We start from the raw sequence: 25535 nt of genomic DNA on the forward strand, positions 1-25535 counted from the left end.
GTCATCAAAGGCCTTTGATGATGATTGATCATTAATTGTTTTTCGGTTGATCTCCGGACAATAACATCATTAGTTTTTTCGAAAGCTCTTCAAAGCTGTATTGAGATCCTTTGTGTGAGTATAAATGTTCTTATACAAATCAAATAGTGTTTTATATTTTTGAACATTTTGTGCCTTTGGATAAAATGCAGCAGCCTCACGAATGAACTGCTCTGCACATTCTTCAAGGGATTCAAACCATCCGCTTCCAAAGGCAGCCAGCATTGCAGCCCCCATAGCTGGCCCTTGTTCATTTTCTAACTTAATTACCCTCGTATTGAAAATATCAGCTTGCATTTGCAGCCACGTATCATTTTTAGCTCCCCCACCAATAGAAACAACAGTATGAACTGATTTTCCCGCTTTGCGGAATAGCTCAATTGATTCATGTAAAGAGAATGTGATACCTTCCATTATTGCCCTCAAAAAATGCTTTCTATTATGGGCTCCATCCATTCCGATCAAGCTTCCCCGAATAGAAGAATCAGCATGCGGCGTTCTTTCACCAACCAAATAAGGAGTGTATAGCAGTCCATTGGCTCCTATCGGAATAGCTTCCACCCCCTGCAATAATTGCTCAAACGATTCGTTTGGTGCAAACGTTCTTTTAAACCAGTCCAAGCTGTATCCTGCAGCGAGCGTGACGCCCATCGTATAAAAAGAATCCTTTTTTCCATGATTAAAAAAGTGGACTTTCCCTTTAAAGTCTCTTTCTTTTTCTTCTTCGTAGGAAAGTATGACCCCTGACGTCCCAATACTGCATAATGTTTTTCCGGAAGAAAGGATACCTGCTCCAATAGCGCCGCAAGCATTATCTGCTCCCCCAGCGTACACTTTTGTTTTTTCTAATAGCCCGGTCTTGGCGGCAACGTGCGGAAGCAGCGACCCTACACAATCATGAGATTCAACAAGCGGAGGACAAATATCTGCAGAAATACCAATTTGATTGCAAATATCATTGCTCCACTCCTTGCGAGTAATATGTAAAAGTAAAGTTCCTGCTGCATCGGAGTATTCGGTGTGAATGGCACCGGTCATACGGAATCGCACATAGTCTTTCGGAAGCAAAAACACAGCAGTTTTTTTAAAAAGTTCAGGTTCATGTTCCTTTACCCATAACATTTTAGGTAATGTAAACCCTTCTAAAACACGGTTTTTTGTGATGTCAAGAAGATGATCGCCAAATTTCTCGGTCATCCTTATACATTGAGGCGTTGTTCTGGTATCATTCCAAAGAATTGCATTACGTAACACCTGACGATCTTGGTCAAGCAGTACTAATCCATGCATTTGTCCCGAATAGCTTATCCCGTCAATATCCTTGGCTTGAACATTGGATATAGAAACCAATTCAGCCAATGCTTCAATTGTTTGCTGAACCCAGTCTTCAGGATTTTGCTCACTATATCCCGCCTTCTCTTGGATGAGCGGATACCTTTTGGACGTTTCTGCACAAACCTTGCCGTTTTGGTTAACTAAAATGGTTTTAACAGCACTCGTTCCAAGATCTATTCCAATGACATACTTCATTTTTTCACTCCTTGCCCTTTTAAAAAACCATTCACTCTAAATAAATCCTAATTATAGAAGTTACCCGTCATAACAACAAGCAATAGGAAAGGAATCATGACGGGTAATTCAGTGACTTGGTATTGATAGCAGGATCTGGAGCTTATCCTGTTATACTTCTAAAATGTATTGGTTCAATATCGCTTTTAATTTCTCCTGTCTTCCAGATTCGTTTTTAATTGCTTTATGATTTAGCGCATATTGCTCAAGTGTGTGGAAATTAGCTCTTCCTTCTATAATTTCAAGACCAATCCCTTCAGTAAAGCTGCGGTAACGATGTTGAATCACATCTTCAAACACACAATCTTCGATTAATTTGTGGGCAACTTTCAATCCTCTTGCAAATGCATCCATCCCTGCAATATGGGCATATATTAGATCATCAGGCTCAAAAGAAGATCTTCTGACCTTCGCGTCAAAGTTTAATCCGCCGCTTCCTAGGCCGCCATTTTGCAGGATTTCGTACATTGCTAATGTCGTAGAATATAAATCCGTCGGAAATTCATCCGTGTCCCAGCCTAAAAGAGGATGACCCTGGTTTGCGTCAACAGAGCCAAGCAGACCATGTACTCTTGCCATGCGTAATTCATGTTCGAATGTATGCCCGGCTAATGTGGCATGATTGGCTTCAAGATTTAATTTAAAATGATTATCTAAGCCATATTGCTTCAAAAAGGCAATGGTTGTTGCTGCATCTGTATCGTATTGATGGGTGGTCGGCTCTTTTGGTTTTGGCTCAATCAAAAACTGCCCTGTGTACCCGATTTCCTTCGCATAATCCACTGCCATATGCATAAATCTAGCCAAATTATCAAGCTCAAATTTTAAATCGGTATTTAATAATGTTTCATATCCTTCACGGCCGCCCCAAAATACATAGTTCTCGGCGCCAAGCTCTTTTGCTGTTTCTAACCCTTTTTTCACTTGTGCTGCAGCATACGCAAACACATCTGCATTGCAAGAAGTCGCGGCACCATGGACGAAACGGGGATTCGTAAACATGTTTGCGGTATTCCATAATAGCTTAACGCCGCTATTTCTCATGTAATCTTTAATCATGCCCACGATCATATCTAAATTTTGGTTTGTCTCTTTTAGCGTACTGCCTTCTGGTGCAATATCCCGGTCATGAAAAGCAAAGAATGGTGCATCTAGTTTTTCAAACATCTCAAATGCTGCTTCTACTCTCATCTTCGCTAGATCCATGCCTTTATAGTGATCCCATGGTCTTTGCATCGTAGCTGCTCCAAAAACGTCTGTACCATCAGCAGTAAATGTATGCCAATAGGCAATAGAAAATCGCAAATGCTCTTTCATCGTTTTTCCGCCGATTACTTCTTGAGGATTATAATATTTAAATGCTAAAGGATTAGTCGAATCTTTCCCTTCGTAAACCACTTTGTTTGCGCTTCCAAAATAGTTGATTGAACTGGAATGAGATTGAGCCATGTGATTTCCCCCTTAAAAATAAATTCATTCAAATACAGATGCATTTTATTTCATATAGTAAGTACATCACCTATTAGTTTGTTGTTTAAACAAACTAACTTATTTTCATCTTATATAACCTCGTCAGTATTTTCAATATTTTTTTTAGTTTTTTATGAACACATTAGATATAATAAAGGGAAGATTCGCTATGTACTATGTTGATACTTAATTTAAAGATTAAACAAATGGAGTGGATGAAGTGGATATCGCTGATCAAACCTTTGTCAAAAAAGTAAATCAAAAGTTATTATTAAAAGAAATCCTTAAAAATTCACCTATTTCAAGAGCAAAATTATCTGAAATGACTGGATTAAATAAATCAACTGTCTCATCACAGGTAAACACGTTAATGAAAGAAAGTATGGTATTTGAAATAGGTCAAGGACAATCAAGTGGCGGAAGAAGACCTGTCATGCTTGTTTTTAATAAAAAGGCAGGATACTCCGTTGGAATAGATGTTGGTGTGGATTATATTAATGGCATTTTAACAGACCTTGAAGGAACAATCGTTCTTGATCAATACCGCCATTTGGAATCCAATTCTCCAGAAATAACGAAAGACATTTTGATTGATATGATTCATCACTTTATTACGCAAATGCCCCAATCTCCGTACGGGCTTATTGGTATAGGTATTTGCGTGCCTGGACTCATTGATAAAGATCAAAAAATTGTTTTCACTCCGAACTCCAACTGGAGAGATATTGACTTAAAATCTTCGATACAAGAGAAGTACAATGTGCCTGTTTTTATTGAAAATGAGGCAAATGCTGGCGCATATGGAGAAAAAGTATTTGGAGCTGCAAAAAATCACGATAACATTATTTACGTAAGTATCAGCACAGGAATAGGGATCGGTGTTATTATCAACAATCATTTATATAGAGGAGTAAGCGGCTTCTCTGGAGAAATGGGACATATGACAATAGACTTTAATGGTCCTAAATGCAGTTGCGGAAACCGAGGCTGCTGGGAATTGTATGCTTCAGAGAAGGCTTTATTAAAATCTCTTCAGACCAAAGAGAAAAAACTGTCCTATCAAGATATCATAAACCTCGCCCATCTGAATGATATCGGAACCTTAAATGCATTACAAAATTTTGGATTCTATTTAGGAATAGGCCTTACCAATATTTTAAATACTTTCAACCCACAAGCCGTAATTTTAAGAAATAGCATAATTGAATCGCATCCTATGGTTTTAAATTCAATGAGAAGTGAAGTATCATCAAGGGTTTATTCCCAAATAGGCAATAGCTATGAATTATTGCCATCTTCCTTAGGACAGAATGCACCGGCATTAGGAATGTCCTCCATTGTGATTGATCATTTTCTGGACATGATTACAATGTAATTTTTTATGGAATGGACAGCTCATCTTTAAAGATGAGTTTTTTTATTCTAGGAGTATTTCTGAAGCAATAGTGACATAGGCACCTTCTCATATGAAAAAGGAGTTCTAAAATAGAAATCTCCTTTTTCATGTGCAAATTATTTTTCTTTATAACGAAAATATCTAAAGTCGGCCGGAATATGATTACCACTGGTATCTTGGCATTGCATCCCTATAAAGGCCCCTGTGAAGAATCCTCCCCCACGGATGTAATCATCTGATAATTTTTTCGATTCCAGTGCAACGTCAATTTTGTGCCAATCTTCTTTGTTAAAAGAATAGAAATAATAATATTTGTCCTTTTCAATATTTACTCTTAAATATACATACTTTACTTCACGAGGAATAACAATTTTATTATTTAATGGCTGTGAAAAAGAAAAGTTGTCACATATTGTTAATTCAAGAATGCGCCCAAGTTCTTCATCATGCGTGACTTGAAGAGCCGTCCAGTTCTCTGTATTGTAGTAATTCACCAATCCAGCGGCTTGTTGAAAATTTTCCGGATAAAACTCAACAGCAGTTTCGGCTTCAAAATGGAGACTTTGCCAGCGTCTGGCTACAAATGCCTGAGTAAATGTCGAGGTCAATGATTCATGACCGAATAATCGTAAATGATTTGGCGCTTGAGTCAATGAACCTAATTCATTCGTGAATGGAATCCTTAAAGTTTGAAAATTTATATTTAATGTTGAATCCTCAAATTCATCAACTTCCGGGTACGTTGCTTCAAATATTGTTTCGGGTATAGAAGGTGCATCTACCTCCAAGCTTCCTTCTTTTCCACCTACTACATAGGGCCATTCATCTTTCCAGTAAAGTTTTTGAATAGCTGTTTCTCTGCCCAAAGGACAGTATCCTCTCTGCTGAAAAATTGAATCATCGTCAGGATGAATAGGACGTCCCGTTAAATGAGCTAAATACCACTCATCTGTATGTGTTTGAACAATGGATGCATGACCACATTTTTGCAATGAATTTCCTGGGTCATGCCATGACGTTAAGATTGGATTATCGGGATGAACTTCATATGGCCCCTCTATATTTGCAGAACGGGCAATTGTAGCAGCATGTTCGTACCGTGTTCCTCCTTCTGCAGTTAATAAATAATAATAGTTCCCGATATGATAAAGGTGCGGAGCTTCTGTCAGTTTTCTATCCGTTCCTTCAAATATAACTTTTGGTTTACCGATTAATTTTTGCTCTTTATCAGAATATTCCTGTATAACAATTCCTCCAAATGAGTGCCGATCAATACGGTGATCCCATAACATATTTAATAAATACTTTTTTCCATCCGTATCATGGAACAAAGAAGCATCAAACCCCGAGCTATTTAATTTAATCGGCTCCCCCCAATCACCATTAATCGTTTCACAAGTAACTAAATAATTGTGACAATCTTTCCATGCGCCATCTACTACCTTAACATCCGTATAGATCAGCCAAAACTTCCCATCACTATAGCTTAAACATGGTGCCCAAACCCCACCTGAATTTGGATTTCCTTTCATGTCTAATTGTGAAACTCTCTGTAATGGATGTGCAACTAAGTGCCAATTTACTAAATCTTTTGAGTGGTGTATTTGGACTCCCGGGAACCACTCAAATGTAGATACCGCGATATAATAATCCTCTCCTGCCCTACAAATACTTGGATCGGGATTGAATCCTTTAAGTACGGGATTGATAATTTTCATATGGAATTCCTCCTCAGTTTATTTTCTTTTTTAAGCCTTGAAATCGTCAATATGATCCAAATAAACTTTGTCTCTATTCTCTAATTCTCGAACCATGTTTTTATATTTTTTCTCATCTAAGTTATAGAAATTAATATCAATTAAAGCTAGAACAAGCAAGAACACGGGAATAATGGTTGTTGTAATTAAAATCCCCATTAATGCCGTTGGGGTTTGTGCCTGATTTGCTACATATCCAAACTTATCAAGAACCAGACCCGGAACAACTCCTCCTAAGGCCATACCAAACTTAAAGAAAAATCCGATTATAGCGTAAATGAGCCCACCCATTCTTTTCCCAGTCCTGTACTCTCCATATTCTATTGTTTCAGGAATAAGCGCCCACATATATCCCCCGGCAGTGAGACTTCCAGCAGCAGCGATTAATCGACAGAAAAGTATGAGGTAAACATTACTTGGCGGAACAAACAGTAAAGCTAAGAGGCCGATAATATTCAGTAATAATGCATAGTTTAGTAATTTCTTTTTCCCCAAAAATTGATGAAGCCTTGGAATAAACGGTAAAATGACCAAAGCGGGCAAACTTCCTATCAAACCGTACCACTTCACCAAATCCTCTCTTTCTAAGTTATACGTTACGTAGTAAATGCCAACCGAATTACTGATGGAATTCACTCCAAAAATAATAATAAAGAAAATACTTAATACAACAAGTGGACGATTAACACGAAACTGCTCAAATATATCCGTAAATTTAATTTTCTCTTCGGATTTTTGAAGAGTGACCCGCTCTTTTGTGCTTTTAAAACAAAAGATTAAAAGGCACCCGCCTATCATTCCCAAAATACCCATGGTTAGTTGCCAGCCAAGAGACTCGTTGCCGGAAGTATCGCTTAAATAAGCAGCCAGTAAGGGAACAAAAAATGCAACGACAAGTCCCCCAAGATTCGCAAATAACATGCGAACAGAAGTTATACTAACAACTTCTTGATTATTTCTAGTCATTGCAGAAGTTAACGCGCCATATGGAACGTTTATCGTTGTGTATGTAAGCGACAAGCCAACATAGGTTATATAGGCATATATTAATTTCCCCATATCCGAAAAGTCTGGTGTTGTAAAACAGAGTATTGCCAGTATGACAAATGGAAAAGCTCCGAATAAAAGATACGGTCTAAAGCGTCCAAATCTGCTGTTCGTTCTGTCAACTATTGTTCCGATAAAAGGATCAGCGAGAGCGTCGATTATTCTAACCACTAAAAACATAGTACCGGCTGCTGCTGCCGATAAACCAAAAACATCTGTATAGAAGAACAAAAGATACGTAGACACTGTTGCATAAATTAAATTACAAGCAAAATCTCCAGACGCATATCCAACTTTTTCAACCATGCTAATCTTCTTTACATTTTCACTGAGCATGATTTCTCCCCTTTTCGATCCTTTAATATGGAACAGTGTGAAACGGTATAACAATTTCTCGAATTTACGGTCAGTAAACTTTTATAAAAGCGCTTTCAAAACAGTGCAAAAAAATATGGTGATCAGCAAGCAAAAAATTCATCTTTTTTCGTCATACCTTATATACCTGGAAAAGGATAAAAGCCTCATTCTTTCGTTTCTTATATTGTTTAGCTCCATTAAATCGACCCTCTTATCCCCCTTCCATCCATATTCAGTAAGACCTTATCTTGTGGACAATGAAAGTTCATCTTATTAGTTTGTTGATCGAACAAACTAACTTGATTTAATATTATAAAATCCTCTCGACTTTTTCAACATCTTTTTCAGAAAGTTTAAACAGAATGAATTAAATATTGATTTTTGACTGTTTTGTTATATTCAGTGTCTCAGTCCAAAACAGATTCTTGTGTAAACACATGACAAAGATGATCTATGCGAAATAAAGAATTGGTTAGTGGTAAGTTGCATTTAAGAGTTTGATAAAGGTGATCACAGGATGTATGGCGACTGTTAGCCTAGATTTATGCTGATGGCAAGCCCGGTCATGATTGAAAGAACAGGAATGGCCAGAATAGTTTATGTTATAAGTCCAACCCTACATACATATATCAATACAGGAAAGATAAATAAGAAGCAAAAATTGAGAAGCTTTCAACCGGAGTAGAAATGGCTATTTGACTGTCTGAGGATTAATGGCTGTGTTAAACACTATGATTTATCCTTTCAAACTTATTTTAATCTTAAAAATTTTAATTGAGACTGGAAACCAAAAGAGAATACAGAAATTAATTCCGTATTAATTTATTCAATATGTTAATTTTACTTTGGTCTTTATGATTCTTCTTCCTTCTTCTATAACCATCTAATAAAGACTTTTTATAAATCTTGAGGTAATCATCAATCGTTAGCAAATGATATTTCGCTCCGCCATCCTCAAAAACCTCTAGGTTATTATAGTCTACATCTGCAAATGGTTTTAAATCCTCAATGTAAGCAATGCCTATTTTTGTATTAGTTTTCTTAAATTCATGCTCATGTAAATCAACCATTTTGTACCCTTGCAGTTCCATAAGTTTATTTAGTTTTTCCCGCTTTTCCTCTAAAAAAATTAAAGGAATAAGGATATCAATATCTTCTGGGGAAAAGTCCAACCCAGTTACCCTTTCAAGACCTAAAGAGCCATATAATAATGGAATTATGCCTAACTCTTTATTAAACGTTTTAGCTATATTGATAAATTCATTATACAATTTCATTTTTACCTCCCTAATATTTGTTGTATGATTACTAAGATTCAATTGTTTCTTGATTTTTCTTAAGCCCTCAATTTGTTTCATGTAGTAAATACCACAAACTCATTTAAACCCTTTTCTCACAAGAAAAATAAATTGAGTATCAGTACTCAGAATTGGATTGAAGGTCATTTTAAAAGGATTCTTTTATCTAAAAGGCCACTAATCTTTTATCAACTACTAATAAAAATGCAGATCTCTCATCATCACATAATACCAACTGAAAAAATTCTAAGTTTCTCAGTTTCAATAACCGTTTAAATCTTGTATGTAAGGCCCTCATAATCTAATTCTGCCTTTCCTGATATAAATCGTTTTTAAAAAAGTATTACATTCACTTATACTCTTCTACCCAGTCGTGATACTTTTCATAAAGGTGACGTATTCGTTTGAAATCATGAGCTATGACTTCGCATCCGCGGTCATCATAGATAAAGAAAATAATGTCTTTTGTAATGTTCACAAAGAAAACATCAGGGTAATCAATAGAGTAACCTCCGAATTTCGGTTTTTGTGGAAAATCCTCATTACTGGCTGCTTTAAGTAATTCAGTTACACGTAAGTCTCGAGGTTTGCATAACAGGGAAAATTGTTGCATCTCGTATTCTTCAGCTTTATTGATTTCGAAAGGGTAGGGATATGTCTTCACCATAATTTGATTCAAATGATTTTTACATTTTAGAAACGGTTGATACACCTTTAATTTTCTTATACATTTCTCTTTCTTTTTGTGCTTATACATATTCGTCACAAGGAATATGTCATCATTTTGTTCAAATAATTCATTAAAAATGATTGAGGTTTGTTCATATACAACCCGAAACATCTTTAGATTCAATTCTTCATTTGCTTTGAGTTGATAGATATTTTCCCCAAGACAAAAATGGATTCCTGTGCCCCATTGATTATAGATGCTAGGAATTAATTCGAGGTTTTGAAACCTTTCCTCCATATACTCCATTATCTTCATTTAGACATTCTCACTTTAGGAATATGATCTTTTTGGAATATCAACAACTCATGCAGTTCGATGTTTTGATAGGGCCAGACTTTATCAAACAGCTCTCTCGGATACCGCTCCATTTCGTTATTATATAGCTTTCTGACAGTTGGATACTCATGATCAATATCTCTGGAAAGTTTCCGGATACTGATCTTTCTTTGGTCTATAATCGTTTTTACCTTTGATTTAATCATATTCTCACCTTTTAGTTATTTTTGATCACTTAAAATGATCATTAAGTTTATAATGGATCCTTGACCTCGCTGAATTTAATAATCCCGCTCTTCATGTTCAAATCCATAAGTACCTTTTATCCACACATCGCCGAAGCCTGAACTTTTTGTTATTTCCAACTGATCACCTTCTACTCGATCTGCTGCACTGTAGTCCAAATAACTTCCTGGAATTCTTTCTCGCTCCTTGAAAATATCCATCAGTTAGAGCTATTCTGCTAAGTTTCATATTTAGAGTACAGTCTTTATTATTGTGTATTGTGAATTTATAACCAAGTGCGGTCGGAATTCCGGTCGAAATTATCTGCCATGAAGACAATTGTTGATTCCTCGCTCAAAACAAAGTCTACATTTGTTTAATCCACCGTTAGCTTTGCTTCAGCATTCGGAAGATTAAAACTTGAGACTAAGCCTAAGCAAACCAAAGTTAAACGATTAACCCTTTTCATCCCTCTCTCCCTTTACCCGTTTATGGCGTAATTCGGTAAATGAAAGAGCTTTTTGACCGTGCATAAGGAAAAGGATTGTGATGATTTAAGCTACGCTGCTACCCTCCCAATGTTTTGCAGAAAAACCGAGTCCCAGATCCAAAATATTACAGCAAATGAGACGCTAAACAAGTATATTTCATATCCCATCAGAAAGTTTAAGGTGTTTTTTGGATCAGTAATGAAAGCGAAGAATAACCATACTAAGAAGGAAAAGAATATGTATATGAGTAAATATTTCGCGTTAAACCTTTTTGGATTGCGATTTAAGAAATATTGAACAGGTGCAGCAAAGATTAAATAAAAGATAAAGAGAAGAACACTTATTAGGAAGTATGGTATGTAGCCGTCATAACCAATGCCAAAAACATAAACAACAGCAGCTGATAACGCGGACAAGACATGAACAAATATGATCCTTAAAACTTGCATGTTTATAACCTCTTTCTTAATGAATGCTTCTTCAACATTGTCTAGATCCTCCTTAAAATCACTTTAAAACTACTGTTCTACTTAGAAATTAAACATCTTGGTCGCATTTCTCATTCTTCCGCCATTGAATAGCATTTCGGCGAGTTATCGCAACAGGTATTAAGAGTAGAGTACCGACAATAAGCAACATAAAAAAGATCACAAACAGCGCACCTGTTCCCGGAACAATTTCTTCATAGGTAATAAAGCGCTCCTTCCCCTGCAGGACGAAGAACCGAGAATTTTCGAGAAAGGCCAGATGAAAAGCGATAGACGTCCATAAGCTTCCTGTTAAAATACGCAGGAGTTGAAGGATGCATCCAAAAGTCAACAATAAAACGATGTAATCTAATGTGATAGCAGGTGATTCAATTCCAGCTATATATTGTAAACCACTTATTGGTGCAAGCACAAACAGGATTGGTTGTAGGAGTAAGGCCATAAAACAGTTCCAACGCTTATTTAGAGCATAGTACACCGTCCCACGAAAAGTTAATTCCTCTGGAAAAGCTTCATAAAAGAAAGCGATAATCATATTTAAGAGCAATGCTGTCACTAAATGGACAGAGAAGTGAAATTGTGTAACTTTGATCCAGCCTAATAAATGGGCGATAGCGAAACCAGATCCGGATAATACAATCACATACATTGCTCCCATAATGGCTTTCGGAATGACTTGCCGCCATCCAGACAGTCCTATAGAATAAAATGGTCTACTAGACATCCGTTTAAGAAGAATGTAGAGCAACGGGACAGTTATTAATGTAACTAAACCTGCTTGGATGCCTTGCTTCAAAAGCTTGGAAGCTCCTGCTTGGCTAGCCATTGAACCAACTAAAGTAGCAAAAAACAAAGCAAATACGAATGTTCCCCAACTGAGCAAGACAGTTCCTAACCATTTATGATGATTGTCTTGTTTTCGCTTTTGGTAAGATGAATTTGCATTTGGATTGGATACTCCTCTCACATCATTCATATTAAGCACTATAAACCCCACTATCACTATACGTTCTATAGCTGTTATAGTTTCAAATTCCTGCATTACCCCTCTTACAATTCCACTCTTCCTCTAAAATAGCGTAATAATATTCATCCCACCATTCATTGCCTTTTGGAATACATTTTTTAAAAAAGCCTTCTCTTCTCATTCCAATCTTCTCCATAACTCGGTATGAGGGAATATTCTCAGGTTGACACGTAGCTATAATCCTATGTAAGTTCATTTCTTTAAATCCATATTCCAAGATAGCTTGGGCTGCCTCAGAAGCATACCCTTTATTTTGATAATTGGGATTAAACACCCACCCAATTTCATATGTATGTTCACCAAAATACTTATAAAAAACAATATGGCCTATAAGACAGTCTTCATCTCTTAGTATGACAGGGAATTTTTCAGCGTTATCACCTTTGTTTTTATTTACAAATGCCTTTGCATCTTCTTCAGTAAAAACCCCTTCAGGTATATACTTCATTACATTACTATCAGATGTATACTCATATACAGCCTGCCAATCTTTGAATTCAAATTCACGTATCAATAACCTTTTTGTTGTGATATGCATTAAAGTAACTCCCCTCTAATATACTTAATCTTTATTTCAATATGAAGACAACAATAACCTCTTTAAAACTATTCTTATTCAACAATATTGCCTCTTGCTAGAACAACTCAAGGATTTCTGACTGTGAACAAGCAATGGAATATGATTCTCAAAAATAATTCCCTTACCCTTCTCTTAATTTAACAGGAGGCTTTTTTGTTTTTTAATATAACATTAGTCTTCCATATTCATTTAAATATGATAAAATATTACATATTTAATATAGGAGGGCTTGTGTTGGAGCAAATGATCTCTTCTTCTAAAGTTTGTGGATTTGCGACGCATCTCAAATAGTCTCGATAGCAATTCTTTGTTAAATTCAAGTGCCTCATAGACTAGAAGATCTAAATATATAACTCCTAATTCACCATTTAATACAGAAAGAATTAAATATAACTTTCATACAAACTGGTTAAGGCAACTTATCATCCCTATTTCCCTGAATTCCCCAACCTTGTTGATCCCCTTAAGGGAAAACTAAATGTAAAACAAATTCATCGAGTTTTTCTTTAAAAAACCATTCACATTTTTACGTTTAAGCAGCATTCTCCTTTTTACAGGAAAGAATCATTCCGTCTGAACATTACGATATACATATAGTATCCGAATGATATGGCGAAGGGCGGAGGTTATAGTGAAAACGAGTATTATTGTTCTGACTTATAATCAATTAGCTTTAACAAAACAATGCTTGGAGAGCATATGGAAGCATACGAATAATGACTGTATAGAAGTAATTGTTATAGATAACGGCTCTCATGACGGTACACGTGACTACCTCAAACAGATAACTTCAATTAAGGCGATTTTTAATAAAACGAACGAAGGCTTCGCAAAAGCCTGTAATCAGGGCCTTGAAGTTGCCTCAGGGGACAATATTCTTTTTTTAAACAATGATACTGTTGTAACAAATCAATGGCTGGAGCCAATGATCAAGCTGCTTTATCAGGATGATAAAATCGGCATGGTCGGGCCTGTAAGCAATTATGTCAGCGGTCCGCAGCAAGTTCCCGTTAACTATACAAACGTTGAAGAAATTGAAGATTTTTCTCGTCTTTACTGTTTGCAGCAGCGAGGCAGGTCAAAAGCTGTATTGAGACTGGTCGGATTTTGCCTGCTTGTCAAAAAGAAGGTGTTGGATCAAGTCGGCGGTTTTGATGAACGTTTTGTAGGCGGTTCATTTGAAGATGATGATTTAAGCCTCCGCGTACTGCAAGCGGGGTATCAGCTAAAAATCGCTCTTGATTCGTTTGTCCACCATCACGGTCATGCCACGTTTACAGGCAATCCAGATTTAAGCATCAGTCAATTATATGAAGAAAACCGGCAACGCTTCATCGATAAATGGAAGGTGGATGTAACAACATTCTTTGACTCCCAGCCCCAGCTGACAGCACTTGTGCCAGCGGAAGCCGACTCTATCTTACATATCGGTTGCGGCACGGGAGCTGCGGGGACAGAGCTTTTGAACCGGCAATCCTGTTTATTGTATGGGATTGAAAAGGATGAGTTATTACAGACCATTGCAAGCCCCTATTACGAACAAGTCATTTCGGCAGATGTGGAAACATGCGACCTCCCTTACCCTGAGTCCTTTTTCGATGTCATTTTGATCGGTGACCTTTTAAACTGCTCAAAAAATCCCAGACATACAATTGAGACTCTTGCCGTTTATCTAAAGCCTTCTGGCTCGCTGATTTGCAGCATCCCAAATACTGCCTATCCAGATACATTTTTCTCTTTATTATGTGGTGCATCGACGTACACACATTTCATCACACCTCGCAACGTAAATACCCTATTTCCTGAATATCTTTATGACATAAAATCCATCACCTCCCATTCCTCCGGTACTGAATCAAACATACAGCTCTTTTTACAAGAACTTCAATTCCTTGCCGGGCAATTTGGTTTGTCTTTGGATCACTTGTCAAAACATGCCCATATTGATTACATGTTTGTCCATGCCATAAAGAAAAAACAGAATAAAACGGAGGTGGCGATGTGATTTCAATCAGTTTATGTATGATTGTAAAAAATGAAGAGGCTGTTATTGGCCGATGCTTAGATTCTGTGCAGGAGATAGCTGATGAGATCAATATTGTGGATACCGGGTCAGTTGACAAGACGAAAGACATTGCTGCTCGCTATACAGACAGAATCTTTGATTTTAAATGGATTGACGATTTTGCGGCAGCCCGAAATTTTTCGTTTCAGCAGGCGACATCCGACTATATCTTATGGCTTGACGCCGACGACGTGTTTACCAAGAAGGATCAAGAGCTGTTATTGGATTTAAAAAGAACGCTTGACCCGGATATAGACGCGGTCTCAATGAAATACCATTTGGCTTTTGATGAAGAAAATAACGTCACATCCAGCTTAAGGAGATACCGGCTCGTAAAACGGGAAAAGAGCTTTAAATGGATCGGCGCGGTTCATGAATACCTAGAAGTATATGGGAAACTTCACCACAGTGATGCAGCGGTTTCTCACCTGCCACTTAGCCATGACGCGGATCGCAACCTCCGAATTTATGAAAAAATGGCCTCGTCAGGAAAGGATTTTTCTCCAAGAGATTTATTTTACTATGCGAACGAGTTGTGTGATCACGGAAAAATGGAGCAAGCGATTGAGTACTATTTACGTTTTTTACAAACGAAGCAGGGATGGGTCGAGGATAATATCAGAGCGTGCAATAAATTAGCAGACTGCTATCATTCATTGGGGCTGAAGGAAAAAGAATTAAGCTGGGTGCTCCACACGCTCGTCTATGGACCGCCTAGAGCAGAAACCTGCTGCAGGCTGGGATACTCTTTTTTAGAAAAAAACGATTTTCAAAGTGCGGTCTATTGGTATGAAAAAGCAATAGAAAACAAAGGAGCAGAAAACCTGGCTTTTCAAAACCGCGCCTGCTCGACCTGGCTTCCCCACCTGCAATTAGCCGTCTGCTACGATAAACTCGGCCAGCATCAGCTTGCCTATCAGCATAATGAATCCGCATTACAATTCCGTCCCCATGATTCAAGAATGCTAGCTAACAAAAAATATTTTGAAGATATCCTTCACCAGCAAGCTAGCTCCGGAGGTGAACAGCATGGAAAGCAATAAAAGGTCACTAGCTGAGTCTATGAAAGAGTATCAGCTAAAAGATAAAGAGTATTACAAAGGCATCAACTGGCAGCTATTTGATCTGATAGAACCGCATGCGAAAACCATTCTTGAAGTCGGATGTGCTGAAGGCTTGTTTGGCGCAGCTGTGAAGGAAAAAACGAATTGCTCCTATTACGGGATCGAGTCTTATCCACCAGCTGCCGATAAAGCAACACATTATATTGACGAAGTAATAACGGGAGACATTGAAACACTGAAGCTGCCTTTTCAAAAAAACACATTTGATCACATTATCTTCGGTGATGTTCTGGAGCACTTAATAGACCCGTGGGCAGTTTTAGGTAACATCAAGCCTTACGTAAAAGAAACAGGGAGTATCTTGGCAAGCATCCCGAATATCGGACATATCTCGATTTTCGAAAGTCTGCTGTCCGGCAAATGGACGTATATACAGGCAGGGCTGCTCGATAAAACACACTTCCGTTTTTTCACCTTGGAGGAAATGAAAAAGATGTTTCATGAAACAGGCTACAAGATCAGCCAAATCGAGCCTATTGTTTTTACGACTCATTATTATGAAAAAATGATCAGCAAACTTGCTTATGTCAGATCATGCATGGGAATTCACCATGCAGATCTTGAGGAGGAGGCCAGAGCCTATCAATATGTCATAAAGGCAGAGAAAAGATGAATCAGCATACAAACGAAAATTCAATTAGCTTCATTACATGCGTGAATGACGATACCCTTTATGATCTCTGTCTAAGACATATTCAGTCTCTTTCTGTACCGCCGCATATGAAGGTAGAATTAATCAATATCCGAGACGCAGACAATATGGCCTCCGGCTACCAGGCGGCAATGGAGGACTCTGACTCAAAATATAAAGTGTATTTACACCAGGACACATTTATCATCAATCGTTCCTTTATTTATGATATTCTCCATGTCTTTCAGCAGAATGATCAGCTTGGCATGATAGGTGTCATAGGAGGTGAAGAAGTGCCGCAAAGCGGGATTTGGTGGGAGGCTTCTAAAAAAGCCGGAAAAGTCATTGAATACCGCAGTACGTACAACTATTTATTATTTGATGAAATTGATGAAACTGTGAAAGCAGTTCAAGCATTAGACGGTTTATTACTGGCGACTCAGTACGATGTTCCATGGCGAAAAGATATTTTTGACGGATGGCATCTATACGATACTTCTCAATGCTTTGAGTTCAGAAAAAAAGGATATATAGTGGGCATCCCTCATCAGAAAGAGCCTTGGGTCTTACATGCATGCGGCAACGAGTTTGATACAGACCAGTATTCTTATTACCTTAAAAAATTTTTGGAGGAATATTCCGAGACATGATAAGGTTTCAATACCACGACAAAGAAACCTACTGTTTAAAAGTAGGTTTCTTGTTTCATATGCTTGAATTTTTTTAAAAGTGATTTTTTAATTCTCTATTATTAAGGGAACCTAATAGCATTTATATCTAGGTTTAGTGCGCTGCTGCCACTCACATTACTTACTGTTGTGAAGATTATCCTAATCTCATAAGAAGTCGTGCCTGTGACCGTTGTAGCATCTACATACGTTGTAGCAATTGGAAATCTTGACGTAATTGCAGCGTTGATATTTCTTTGGACGGAGCGTGTATCTACTAATACTCCGTTTCTATAAATTCTGGTTTGAAAAGTAAAGTTTGAGTTAGCTGTCGTTGTAACATCTACAGAAATGGCAAGGTCTAATTTTATTAATTGTCCTGCGACTGTTGGCACACTTAAAGTACCAATCGACGTTTCAGTACCGTTAATAGCAACCGGAACGGGGCCTGCTATTTCACTGTAAAACAGCTGTGGATTTGCCCCGGTTGAACCGGTTGGTCCTGTTACTCCCGTTGGACCGGTTGATCCTGTTGGTCCTGTTGCACCAGTTGCCCCTGTTACTCCTGTTACTCCTGTTACTCCTGTTGGACCGGTTGATCCTGTTGCTCCCGTTACTCCGGTTGCGCCTGTTGTTCCTGTTACTCCCGTTGATCCTGTTGCTCCTGTTTCTCCTGTTGCTCCGGTTGCTCCGGTTACTCCCGTTGCACCAGTTGCTCCGGTTGCACCAGTGGCTCCAGTTACTCCCGTTGCACCAGTGGCTCCAGTTACTCCCGTTGCACCAGTGGCTCCGGTTGATCCTGTTGATCCTGTTGATCCTGTTTCTCCTGTTGGACCGGTTACTCCTGTTGATCCTGTTTCTCCTGTTGGACCGGTTACTCCTGTTGATCCTGTTTCTCCTGTTACTCCGGTTGCTCCGGTTACTCCCGTTGCACCTGTTGCTCCGGTTGATCCTGTTGATCCTGTTTCTCCGGTTACTCCTGTCACTCCTGTAGCTCCGGTTGCACCAGTTACTCCCGTTGATCCGGTTGCTCCTGTTGGTCCTGTTGCTCCCGTTGATCCGGTTGATCCTGTAGCTCCCGTTGATCCTGTAGCTCCCGTTGGTCCGGTTGCTCCGGTTGATCCTGTTTCTCCTGTTGCTCCAGTAGCTCCCGTTGATCCGGTTGCTCCTGTTGATCCTGTTGGACCTGTTGATCCTGTTTCTCCTGTTGGACCGGTTGGTCCTGTTGCTCCAGTTGCACCAGTAGCTCCTGTTACTCCTGTTTCTCCTGTTGTTCCTGTGGCTCCCGTTTCTCCGGTTGATCCGGTTACTCCTGTCACTCCTGTAGCTCCGGTTGCACCAGTTACTCCCGTTGATCCTGTTGCACCTGTTTCTCCTGTTGATCCTGTTGTTCCAGTGACTCCCGTTGCACCAGTTGGTCCTGTTACTCCGGTTGCACCAGTTGGTCCTGTTACTCCGGTTGATCCTGTTTCTCCGGTTGCTCCTGTTACTCCTGTTGGACCGGTTGCTCCTGTTGGTCCTGTTTCTCCTGTTTCTCCTGTGGCTCCCGTTTCTCCGGTTGATCCTGTTTCTCCTGTTTCTCCTGTTTCTCCAGTTGCACCTGTTACTCCTGTTGCTCCTGTTGCTCCCGTTACTCCTGTTTCTCCTGTTGCACCAGTTTCTCCTGTTGTTCCTGTTGCCCCTGTTACTCCAGTTGCACCTGTTGCTCCGGTTGATCCCTTTACTCCTGTTGCGCCAGTTACTCCCGTTGCTCCTGTGGCTCCCGTTGCACCAGCTTCTCCGGTTGATCCGGTTACACCTGTTACTCCTGTTGCTCCCGTTGATCCGGTTGCACCTGTTACTCCAGTGGCTCCGGTTACTCCCGTTGCACCAGTTACTCCCGTCGCACCAGTTACTCCCGTCGCACCAGTTAATCCTGTTACTCCAGTTGCTCCAGTTGCTCCAGTTGCTCCAGTTGCTCCAGTAACTCCTGTTGCGCCTGTTGATCCAGTGGCTCCGGTTACTCCCGTTGATCCGGTTGCACCTGTTACTCCCGTTGCACCTGTTACTCCCGTTGCACCAGTTACTCCCGTTGCACCAGTTACTCCCGTCGCACCAGTTACTCCCGTCGCACCAGTTTCTCCGGTTGATCCGGTTGCACCTGTTACTCCAGTTGGTCCTGTATCTCCAGTTGCACCAGTTACTCCTGTTTCTCCTGTTGATCCTGTTGCTCCTGTTGCTCCCGTTGATCCGGTTGGACCTGTTGCTCCTGTTGCTCCTGTTGCTCCCGTTGCTCCCGTTGCTCCTGTTGGTCCAGTCGGTCCAATTCCCCCAGCAGACTCTATTAAAGAAACATCATCAATTAGAACAGACCCAAAAGTAGTTTTGCTTATTACCACTACTGCGTTTACTGCTTCAGCGGGGGTTTCAATTGTTTTATATATTTCATTCCATGTATTAAATGAGACATTTGGCAAATTTCCGGAAGCAATGATAATTTCCTGTCCGCCTTCAATCTCTTCGCCTTCACTGTTAACAAATAAAATTTGTATAGTTACTTGGGGACTGGAATTGTTTCCAATTCTCCCAAGCGAAACGATGAATATCAGAGATTGTCCAGAAACGACAGGCACGATCTGCCCTAAAAAAGCATACGGCTGGTTACTGAAAAACTGTGCGGAATATCTTCCAGAATGGGCAAAAGTATTAATAACGGACGTATTTGCAGAAGCCCAGCCTGTCAGATTGCCTGTTTCAAAACCTCCATTTACAATCACATCATTCACTCAACTTCATTCCCTGCCTTTTTGAATAGTTCCAGCTATTATATGCAGGAAAAATGCCATCGGTCTTTCACTTCGCTAGCTGAAATAAAAAAAGATGAATGCCCCGAATCACTTTTTCTTCCAGACACTGTAAAGACCGGTACATGGAACCTGAAAAGAAGAAACAGTAAATTAGCTTCTTAGACGGCCGAGAAAATGAAGTTTGAACTTGATTTAAAGACAGAAAAAGCTTTTCGGGAATTTGCAATGCGATTGAGGATTTCACATATCCTAGATTGAGAAGCGGACGCTAATGAAGAAGTTTTATCAGACTAAGAAAGAGCAACTAAAGTCAAAAAAACGTTTTATAAAAGCTGCTGGCAAGGGTACCAACAGCTTAGCTACTATTATCACAAGATTGCTATTTTATTTAATTAAAGTTGCGCCTAACAAATCTTTGCTTGTCCCATTTCTTATATATTGGTGACTAGGAGATATCATAGTTCTTTCCCCTATTAAACGGGACATTAAGGTTTTTCTCTCTGGATTATCAAATGGATATAATTTTAAGTATAGACATAGTTATCACTAAACCTGAAAACAAATACTTAAACATTCATTTGGATTTTTAAATCTTTTGCAAGCGTTTTGGAGCCTAATAGCCCTTTTAAATATTTCAATTCCTTTGACCAATTCACTTTTTTATCCTCTTAAGATATTTATTCAATGATGTTATTCAGAATGTCTTTCATCGTTTTCTTTTGTTCAGACATAATGAATTTTGATTTTGTGTAATCGTTAGCCAGCTCATGTTTTAAAAATGACTCTTCTATGTAAGTATCTTACATCTTTGCATCTACAAGTTTTGCAAAAATGATGCTTAAGAAAGCAATTTCCATGTCAATCCGATCGATCCATTGATCTGTAATGCCGGCATGATCATGATAAAATGCTTTAATGTTGTCTGCACCCTTCCTGGAAAACTCGCTGTCACCCAAGTCAGCTAATTCTTAAACGCTTTTCTTAGCTTCATCAGTTGATTGAAAGCTCTTTGCTGCTTTCTTTTTTATTTCTCGAATTGTTTGTCATTGAGTAAAAATATTAGCGCCTCTTCAATTTCTTTTTCTAAGTCATTATTATTTAAATCGAATAAAGTTCCACAACCCGTCCCTTTATATCCACCGTAGTAATACCACAAATCCATTGTGAAACAGTCTAATTCTTCATCACAGACTATTGCAGGTTGATAGTAATTAATTGCTATTTGTGAACGGTATTCTTTTTCAAAACATCTCTCAGCTGTAAAATCATTTAGCACATCTCCATCTATGTCTCTACAAATTTTGATGCTAAGGTTTGGTTTACCCTGTACTTCAAAAACATCTATATACTTATTCTGCAGCTTTTTCGATACTACTTCCCCCAGGCTCTCCAATTCAAATATCATTTGTTTTAATTCTAGATTAAAATCCTTTTCTGGAATCTGTATATAATCTTCATCGCTTGGACTTTGATTTTTCTGTTTCTTGAGTAATTGACTTAAAGCTTTCCACACAGTGTTGTCCTCCTATGATAGCTTCTTTAGACGTGCCTCTATGGAAATGGTCATTTGGTGATCAGCTTCACGAAATGTCTCAGCAAATGTTTCAATTCCGGTATCCTAGAAACATGGCGTTCGATAATCATGCCCACGGAAGCCCTAGCTGCAACATTCTGCGATTCATTACCGACCTTGTCAAAGGGATACTAAATAAAAAAGAACCTTTATTTTACCATTGGCTTACTTTTGAAAATTTATAAATTATTATTATATTGAAAAGTGTTGGTATGATGTATACAAGACCAGTTCCAAGTAGACCTATTACTGAACTAGCAATTAATAATATGCTGAAGACTGGTTTATTATTTGTCTGGATTGAAGCAAGCATGGTTATAATTCCCGCCAAAGCACCTAAAAACCATAAATTCCCCAAAGTGTAAGAGTCATCTATAACCGCAAACAGTTGAGCCAGTATAGAAAAAACCACTCCTAATCCCCCGGAGAAGATAGTCAATTTTTTCATAAAATCTCCTTTTTGAAAATTGATTTAGATTTCATCGTAATTATTGATTTATTTGGTTATGATGTCAATGATAAACATCTACCCACTCATCTTATTATTGCTGGTAGAAGTATTGAACAATGGAATTATCACAGAGTTTGTCGAATTATTTATGCGTATTGCTTCCTTAAGCATGGAATTATTTCCCTAATTAAAAATTTAGTACATAGACTTATTAGTGACATAGATAAAAGTGACCCTGCTTTTTAGCAGTGCTGCTCCATAAATTATTACCTATTAACATAAAAAATCCCTTAACACCAATAGTGCCAAGGGGTTGAAAGATTAATACTGAGACATATACTGTTCGCGTTCTAAAGAATATACTTGCGTGCGGAACATGATTCTTTAGATAATATACATAATGTATAACAATGAAAACCCTTATTTATCACGCGTTTCAGTAAGTTCATTCGTATAAAATTGTAATACAGTATGTATGATTAGTTATATTTTTCGGTCAAATTTTGGTCTTGATTTTGGTCATAAACTTAGAATATATCTTAACTTTAGTGACCATCAGATCAATTGTTCCTCTAGGGTTTAGAATACAACCCATTTATAACTAAATCCTATTACGTCAGGCTTTTTGCAAGGCATCATTATATGTCTATTTGAACTGGTTTGCAATGGTTTATAAAAAAGTGTGGGCAAACCGTGGGCAATATGGGCATTTCTCTTCTGTTATAATTAATGTATGAACTTGATAAGGGAGTAACCATTTTGAGTCTTTACAAAGCCGCGGATTTTTATATACTTTAGCACGCATCTTGGGTAATGTGCAAGCCGCAATAAAAGGAACGCTCGGGAAAAGAATTGCTCGCCGTGCTGCTGGTAAAGCCACTAACAAATTATTGAGAAAAATTATTAAGTAGGCTTGTAACATGAATGATTTTGAACGTAAGTTATATCGGATCATATCGTTAACATGCGTTTATATGGAAAGAACCCGACTTTGCCAGAATTAAAAAGAAAGACCGGATAAAGTGAACAGGAAATACGTGAGACTACAAAAAGCTTAATTCGTAAAGGTGCTCTTTCTTGGGATAAAGAAAAGAAATTATGGATTATTTAAAGCCCGCCTTATGAGACGGGCTTTTCGGGCGAGGTTATTACCTTTACACTTTCTTCACGCCTCCGTAAACACTTCCTTTTGCAGTAGACCCTATAAACGCCTCAACAAGAGCTGAGTTTAAAACGATGCCGGCCCATTTAAAACCTACAATGGATTCAACATATATACGTGAATAAACCTCTCTATAGGCATATCCTCCATGGCTGGCGTCCCGGTCTTGTCCTAATACCCTAGGAGAGATTGCCAAAGCTGTCCCCATCGGGTGGCGCTGATAGTCGCCATCTTTATAAGTAGCCCAAACTTTTTTGCCGTCATATTTAAATCTTCCTTCGGCCCAAAGTGTGAAGAGCTTCGGTCCACCAAGTCCATAAGCAATACCAGTGGTCCTTTCTGTTTTTGTAGTGCCTTGGACGCTTGCATCAGAGTCTGGAGAGTCAGTTAAAGTTTTTTGCTCAAGTATCTGGATATCCCCCAGATCACCTAGATAAACCTTAACCGTACTGTTTTGTGTTTCAAAAGTAAGCACATCCCCATAGGATTTGCTTTTTTCTTGTTCAGCCATAAAGCTGTTCATATTGAAAGCTTTACCGTTGAATTTTTCTAGTTCTGATTTCATTTCTGGGAAAACATCATAAAGCGATATGTCTGGATTGCTAAATGCTTTAGGTGCTGGATTGTTTTTGTAGTGATTCGAAATTACTTTTTCGATTTTTTCCAAAGAAGAGTTTTTGGGTAGATTTTCTAGGCTAGATTTCAACAAAGGAACTGTTTTTTCAACGTAATTTCTAATGTCAGTAATATCTTGCTGTGACTTTTGTTTAGGTGCTGCGCTCGCTGCTTCACCGAAGATACTAAATACCAAAGAGAAAGTCAGGCAAAAAAGCAATATCTTTTTCACGATAATCTCCTCCTATTTATCAGTCACCTCGCCCTCTTATATACATTTCTTTACAATTTTACTTTTTCCTCCCACTGTTTTTTCGGGTATAATGATATATCAGATAAACAATCAGAAAGACTAATGCAACTACGGCAATATAGTATAACGGCATCGCCAAAAATGGAGCAAAATTCGCTATGACCGCCAATATAATGATGGCTATTCCGTACAAACTTATAAAGCGAAGTAAAGCCATATTATCCCCCCTTACTATTTCCATCATTGTAACAAAAAAAGTCAGCTACTAAAGGGCTATTTTTGATACGTAATGTCACAATTAGCAAGGGAGGATTATTATATTATTTTAATAGTGCTTCAAGTTTTGCTTTCGTTTTCGGACCATAAATGCCGTCAGCAGTCAGACTGTTTACTGGCTGGAAACGTTTGACTGCATTTGCTGTTTTCGGGACATACACGCCATCAATACCGTTATTCTTCGCCCCTTTTATCCAGGTAGAAATAAAGCGCAGCCAGCGCTTTTTGAATCTGCCTTACGTCATCCCCTTTGAGCTCCCAGCAAAGGCCCTTTCGTATGTTTAAACTGAGCCATCCAGTAAAGGAACCGGCGGGCTTTTTCATCATCAAACACATAAGGAAACTCCCTTGTGCCTTCCCGACTCACATCATTTAAAAAACGCTCGCAGGCCCATATGTGTTTTTCACACGCCACAATCTCACCCGATATCACATCGCGCGAGTAATCAATGAGAAATTGTTTGATTGTCTTCATACGTTTTTAAACTCCTTCTCCGCAGCCGTCTTTTCCCGCTCTTCCTGGGTACGGGTGATAGCAAGTTTTGCCCGGGCAGACGGTGTAAGGCCAAAGTCATTCGCTGCTGATTTCATTTGATCAAAATAATTCTTTTGCCGCTTTAACAAAGGATGCTCTTCACCAACAAGCTTTATTGGGTTGCTGTCTTTGTCTTTTCCTTCTGTATGGACCATGATCCCGTCTTCTTCAATGATTTTAGAAATTGATACATACTGCGAATATGCATTACAATAGGCAGCCAACACGCTGATGTCCGCTTCCGTGATGATTTCAACTTCTGTTAATAGAGCAGCAACCCGTTTGAATTCTTTTTTCCCGACCTTATCCAACCACGATGGCGGTTTTATATTATCGGATCGCATTTTCATTTTCTTCTCGTGCTCAGCCCGGGCGGCCAGCTCTTCCGTATTCTTTTTATTTGGGTTGCCCTGTATCAATTGAAGCGTCGCGGATTTTGCAGGTCTCGGCATGTTCTCACCTCATTCCACATCAAAAAAGTTGCATTTTTTGCTTGTTTTTTTCACCAATCGTGATACGATGGAATTAACAACAAAACCAGTCGTACCAAGCCCTCTCGGCAATTTCGCCGGGAGGGTATTTTGTTTTTCCGGAACTTTGAAAAGCGGTGTTTGTTTGCAGAAGAGGGGGCGCCGTTCTCCAAACG

Annotated in this window: 19 protein-coding genes and 6 pseudogenes; 6 read left to right on the plus strand and 19 right to left on the minus strand. The window is 38.7% G+C overall.

The genetic code is table 11. From position 1 onward, the window contains the following. Window positions 1-69: 69 nt before the first annotated feature. Together xylB and xylA are read right to left on the minus strand one after the other, a co-directional pair. Entirely contained in the window at window positions 70-1569 is a 1500-nt protein-coding gene (gene xylB, locus NYE22_RS12735; RefSeq protein WP_172849957.1) for a xylulokinase, read from the minus strand. A 150-nt stretch (window positions 1570-1719) separates the two neighbouring features. Further along, entirely contained in the window at window positions 1720-3057 is a 1338-nt protein-coding gene (gene xylA / locus NYE22_RS12740; protein WP_342411888.1) for a xylose isomerase, read from the minus strand. A gap of 241 nt (window positions 3058-3298) precedes the next feature. On the opposite strand from xylA, the gene NYE22_RS12745 reads away from it, so the two are divergent. After that, complete coding sequence (locus tag NYE22_RS12745) at window positions 3299-4453, plus strand: xylose repressor (protein ID WP_342411889.1); 1155 nt, start codon at window positions 3299-3301, stop codon at window positions 4451-4453. Window positions 4454-4590: 137 nt separating this feature from the next. Here the strand turns inward: NYE22_RS12745 and xynB are convergent, their stop codons facing one another. From xynB to NYE22_RS12790, 9 genes and pseudogenes are all read right to left on the minus strand, one after another. Continuing rightward, window positions 4591-6192, minus strand: coding sequence for a xylan 1,4-beta-xylosidase (gene xynB / locus NYE22_RS12750; protein WP_342411890.1), 1602 nt, complete (start codon window positions 6190-6192; stop codon window positions 4591-4593). Between the two features lie 30 nt (window positions 6193-6222). After that, entirely contained in the window at window positions 6223-7614 is a 1392-nt protein-coding gene (locus NYE22_RS12755) for an MFS transporter (protein WP_017697653.1), read from the minus strand. Window positions 7615-8441: 827 nt separating this feature from the next. Then, the gene (locus NYE22_RS12760) at window positions 8442-8912 is read right to left on the minus strand and encodes a hypothetical protein (RefSeq protein WP_085187695.1); all 471 of its coding nucleotides are present in this window, start codon (window positions 8910-8912) and stop codon (window positions 8442-8444) included. A gap of 370 nt (window positions 8913-9282) precedes the next feature. After that, window positions 9283-9918 (minus strand): DUF3885 domain-containing protein, encoded by a 636-nt coding sequence (locus NYE22_RS12765; RefSeq protein WP_032725792.1) that lies wholly within the window; start codon window positions 9916-9918, stop codon window positions 9283-9285. Further along, a complete protein-coding gene (locus NYE22_RS12770) occupies window positions 9915-10145 on the minus strand; it encodes a helix-turn-helix transcriptional regulator (protein WP_032725791.1) in 231 nt (76 codons plus the stop codon). Before NYE22_RS12770 ends, NYE22_RS12765 begins: the two co-directional genes overlap by 4 nt. Window positions 10146-10220: 75 nt before the next feature. Further along, window positions 10221-10385: a hypothetical protein gene (locus NYE22_RS12775; RefSeq protein ID WP_154213091.1), complete on the minus strand. Its 165-nt coding sequence runs from the start codon at window positions 10383-10385 to the stop codon at window positions 10221-10223. A gap of 338 nt (window positions 10386-10723) precedes the next feature. Beyond that, window positions 10724-11104 carry a UPF0715 family protein gene (locus tag NYE22_RS12780; protein ID WP_029726895.1) on the minus strand — a complete coding sequence of 127 codons (381 nt, stop codon included), beginning with the start codon at window positions 11102-11104 and terminating at the stop codon, window positions 10724-10726. 88 nt (window positions 11105-11192) lie between these two features. Continuing rightward, window positions 11193-12088: pseudogene (locus NYE22_RS12785) on the minus strand (CPBP family intramembrane glutamic endopeptidase). Between the two features lie 83 nt (window positions 12089-12171). Further along, window positions 12172-12708, minus strand: a complete 537-nt coding sequence (locus tag NYE22_RS12790; RefSeq protein WP_077671700.1) for a GNAT family protein — start codon at window positions 12706-12708, stop codon at window positions 12172-12174. 670 nt (window positions 12709-13378) lie between these two features. Between NYE22_RS12790 and NYE22_RS12795 the strand changes: the two genes are divergently transcribed. Genes NYE22_RS12795 through NYE22_RS12810 form a run of 4 tightly spaced genes read left to right on the plus strand, consistent with a single transcriptional unit; the run spans window position 13379 to window position 17220 of the window. Continuing rightward, window positions 13379-14755 carry a glycosyltransferase gene (locus NYE22_RS12795; RefSeq protein WP_342412779.1) on the plus strand — a complete coding sequence of 459 codons (1377 nt, stop codon included), beginning with the start codon at window positions 13379-13381 and terminating at the stop codon, window positions 14753-14755. Further along, window positions 14752-15858 (plus strand): glycosyltransferase, encoded by a 1107-nt coding sequence (locus NYE22_RS12800; RefSeq protein ID WP_342411891.1) that lies wholly within the window; start codon window positions 14752-14754, stop codon window positions 15856-15858. The genes NYE22_RS12795 and NYE22_RS12800 overlap by 4 nt, the downstream gene beginning before the upstream one ends. After that, on the plus strand, window positions 15845-16552 hold the full coding sequence (locus tag NYE22_RS12805; RefSeq protein ID WP_342411008.1) for a class I SAM-dependent methyltransferase: 708 nt from the start codon (window positions 15845-15847) through the stop codon (window positions 16550-16552). Before NYE22_RS12800 ends, NYE22_RS12805 begins: the two co-directional genes overlap by 14 nt. Then, window positions 16549-17220 carry a glycosyltransferase family protein gene (locus NYE22_RS12810; protein WP_342411892.1) on the plus strand — a complete coding sequence of 224 codons (672 nt, stop codon included), beginning with the start codon at window positions 16549-16551 and terminating at the stop codon, window positions 17218-17220. Before NYE22_RS12805 ends, NYE22_RS12810 begins: the two co-directional genes overlap by 4 nt. Before the next feature lie 101 nt (window positions 17221-17321). Here the strand turns inward: NYE22_RS12810 and NYE22_RS12815 are convergent, their stop codons facing one another. From NYE22_RS12815 to NYE22_RS12830, 4 genes and pseudogenes are all read right to left on the minus strand, one after another. Then, window positions 17322-20003, minus strand: coding sequence for an NTTRR-F1 domain (locus tag NYE22_RS12815; protein WP_342411893.1), 2682 nt, complete (start codon window positions 20001-20003; stop codon window positions 17322-17324). Between the two features lie 707 nt (window positions 20004-20710). Continuing rightward, a pseudogene (locus NYE22_RS12820) lies at window positions 20711-21024 on the minus strand (T7SS effector LXG polymorphic toxin); the annotation flags it as partial. 426 nt (window positions 21025-21450) lie between these two features. Then, a pseudogene (locus NYE22_RS12825) lies at window positions 21451-21537 on the minus strand (hypothetical protein); the annotation flags it as partial. Window positions 21538-21751: 214 nt separating this feature from the next. Next, on the minus strand, window positions 21752-22045 hold the full coding sequence (locus NYE22_RS12830; RefSeq protein ID WP_342411894.1) for a hypothetical protein: 294 nt from the start codon (window positions 22043-22045) through the stop codon (window positions 21752-21754). A gap of 923 nt (window positions 22046-22968) precedes the next feature. On the opposite strand from NYE22_RS12830, the pseudogene NYE22_RS12835 reads away from it, so the two are divergent. Continuing rightward, window positions 22969-23159 (plus strand): annotated as a pseudogene (locus NYE22_RS12835) (hypothetical protein). A 43-nt stretch (window positions 23160-23202) separates the two neighbouring features. On the opposite strand, the gene NYE22_RS12840 reads toward NYE22_RS12835, so the two are convergent. From NYE22_RS12840 to NYE22_RS12855, 4 genes and pseudogenes are all read right to left on the minus strand, one after another. Further along, window positions 23203-24057, minus strand: coding sequence for a hypothetical protein (locus NYE22_RS12840; protein WP_130572389.1), 855 nt, complete (start codon window positions 24055-24057; stop codon window positions 23203-23205). Window positions 24058-24398: 341 nt separating this feature from the next. Then, a pseudogene (locus NYE22_RS12845) lies at window positions 24399-24606 on the minus strand (peptidoglycan-binding domain-containing protein); the annotation flags it as partial. 10 nt (window positions 24607-24616) lie between these two features. Further along, window positions 24617-24829: pseudogene (locus NYE22_RS12850) on the minus strand (terminase large subunit); the annotation flags it as partial. Next, window positions 24826-25341: a phage terminase small subunit P27 family gene (locus tag NYE22_RS12855; protein ID WP_163136870.1), complete on the minus strand. Its 516-nt coding sequence runs from the start codon at window positions 25339-25341 to the stop codon at window positions 24826-24828. The pseudogene NYE22_RS12850 and the gene NYE22_RS12855, both read right to left, overlap by 4 nt. Window positions 25342-25535: the final 194 nt, after the last annotated feature.

This window comes from Bacillus sp. FSL K6-1560, assembly GCF_038592935.1.
Classification (GTDB): Bacteria; Bacillota; Bacilli; order Bacillales; family Bacillaceae; genus Bacillus; species Bacillus subtilis.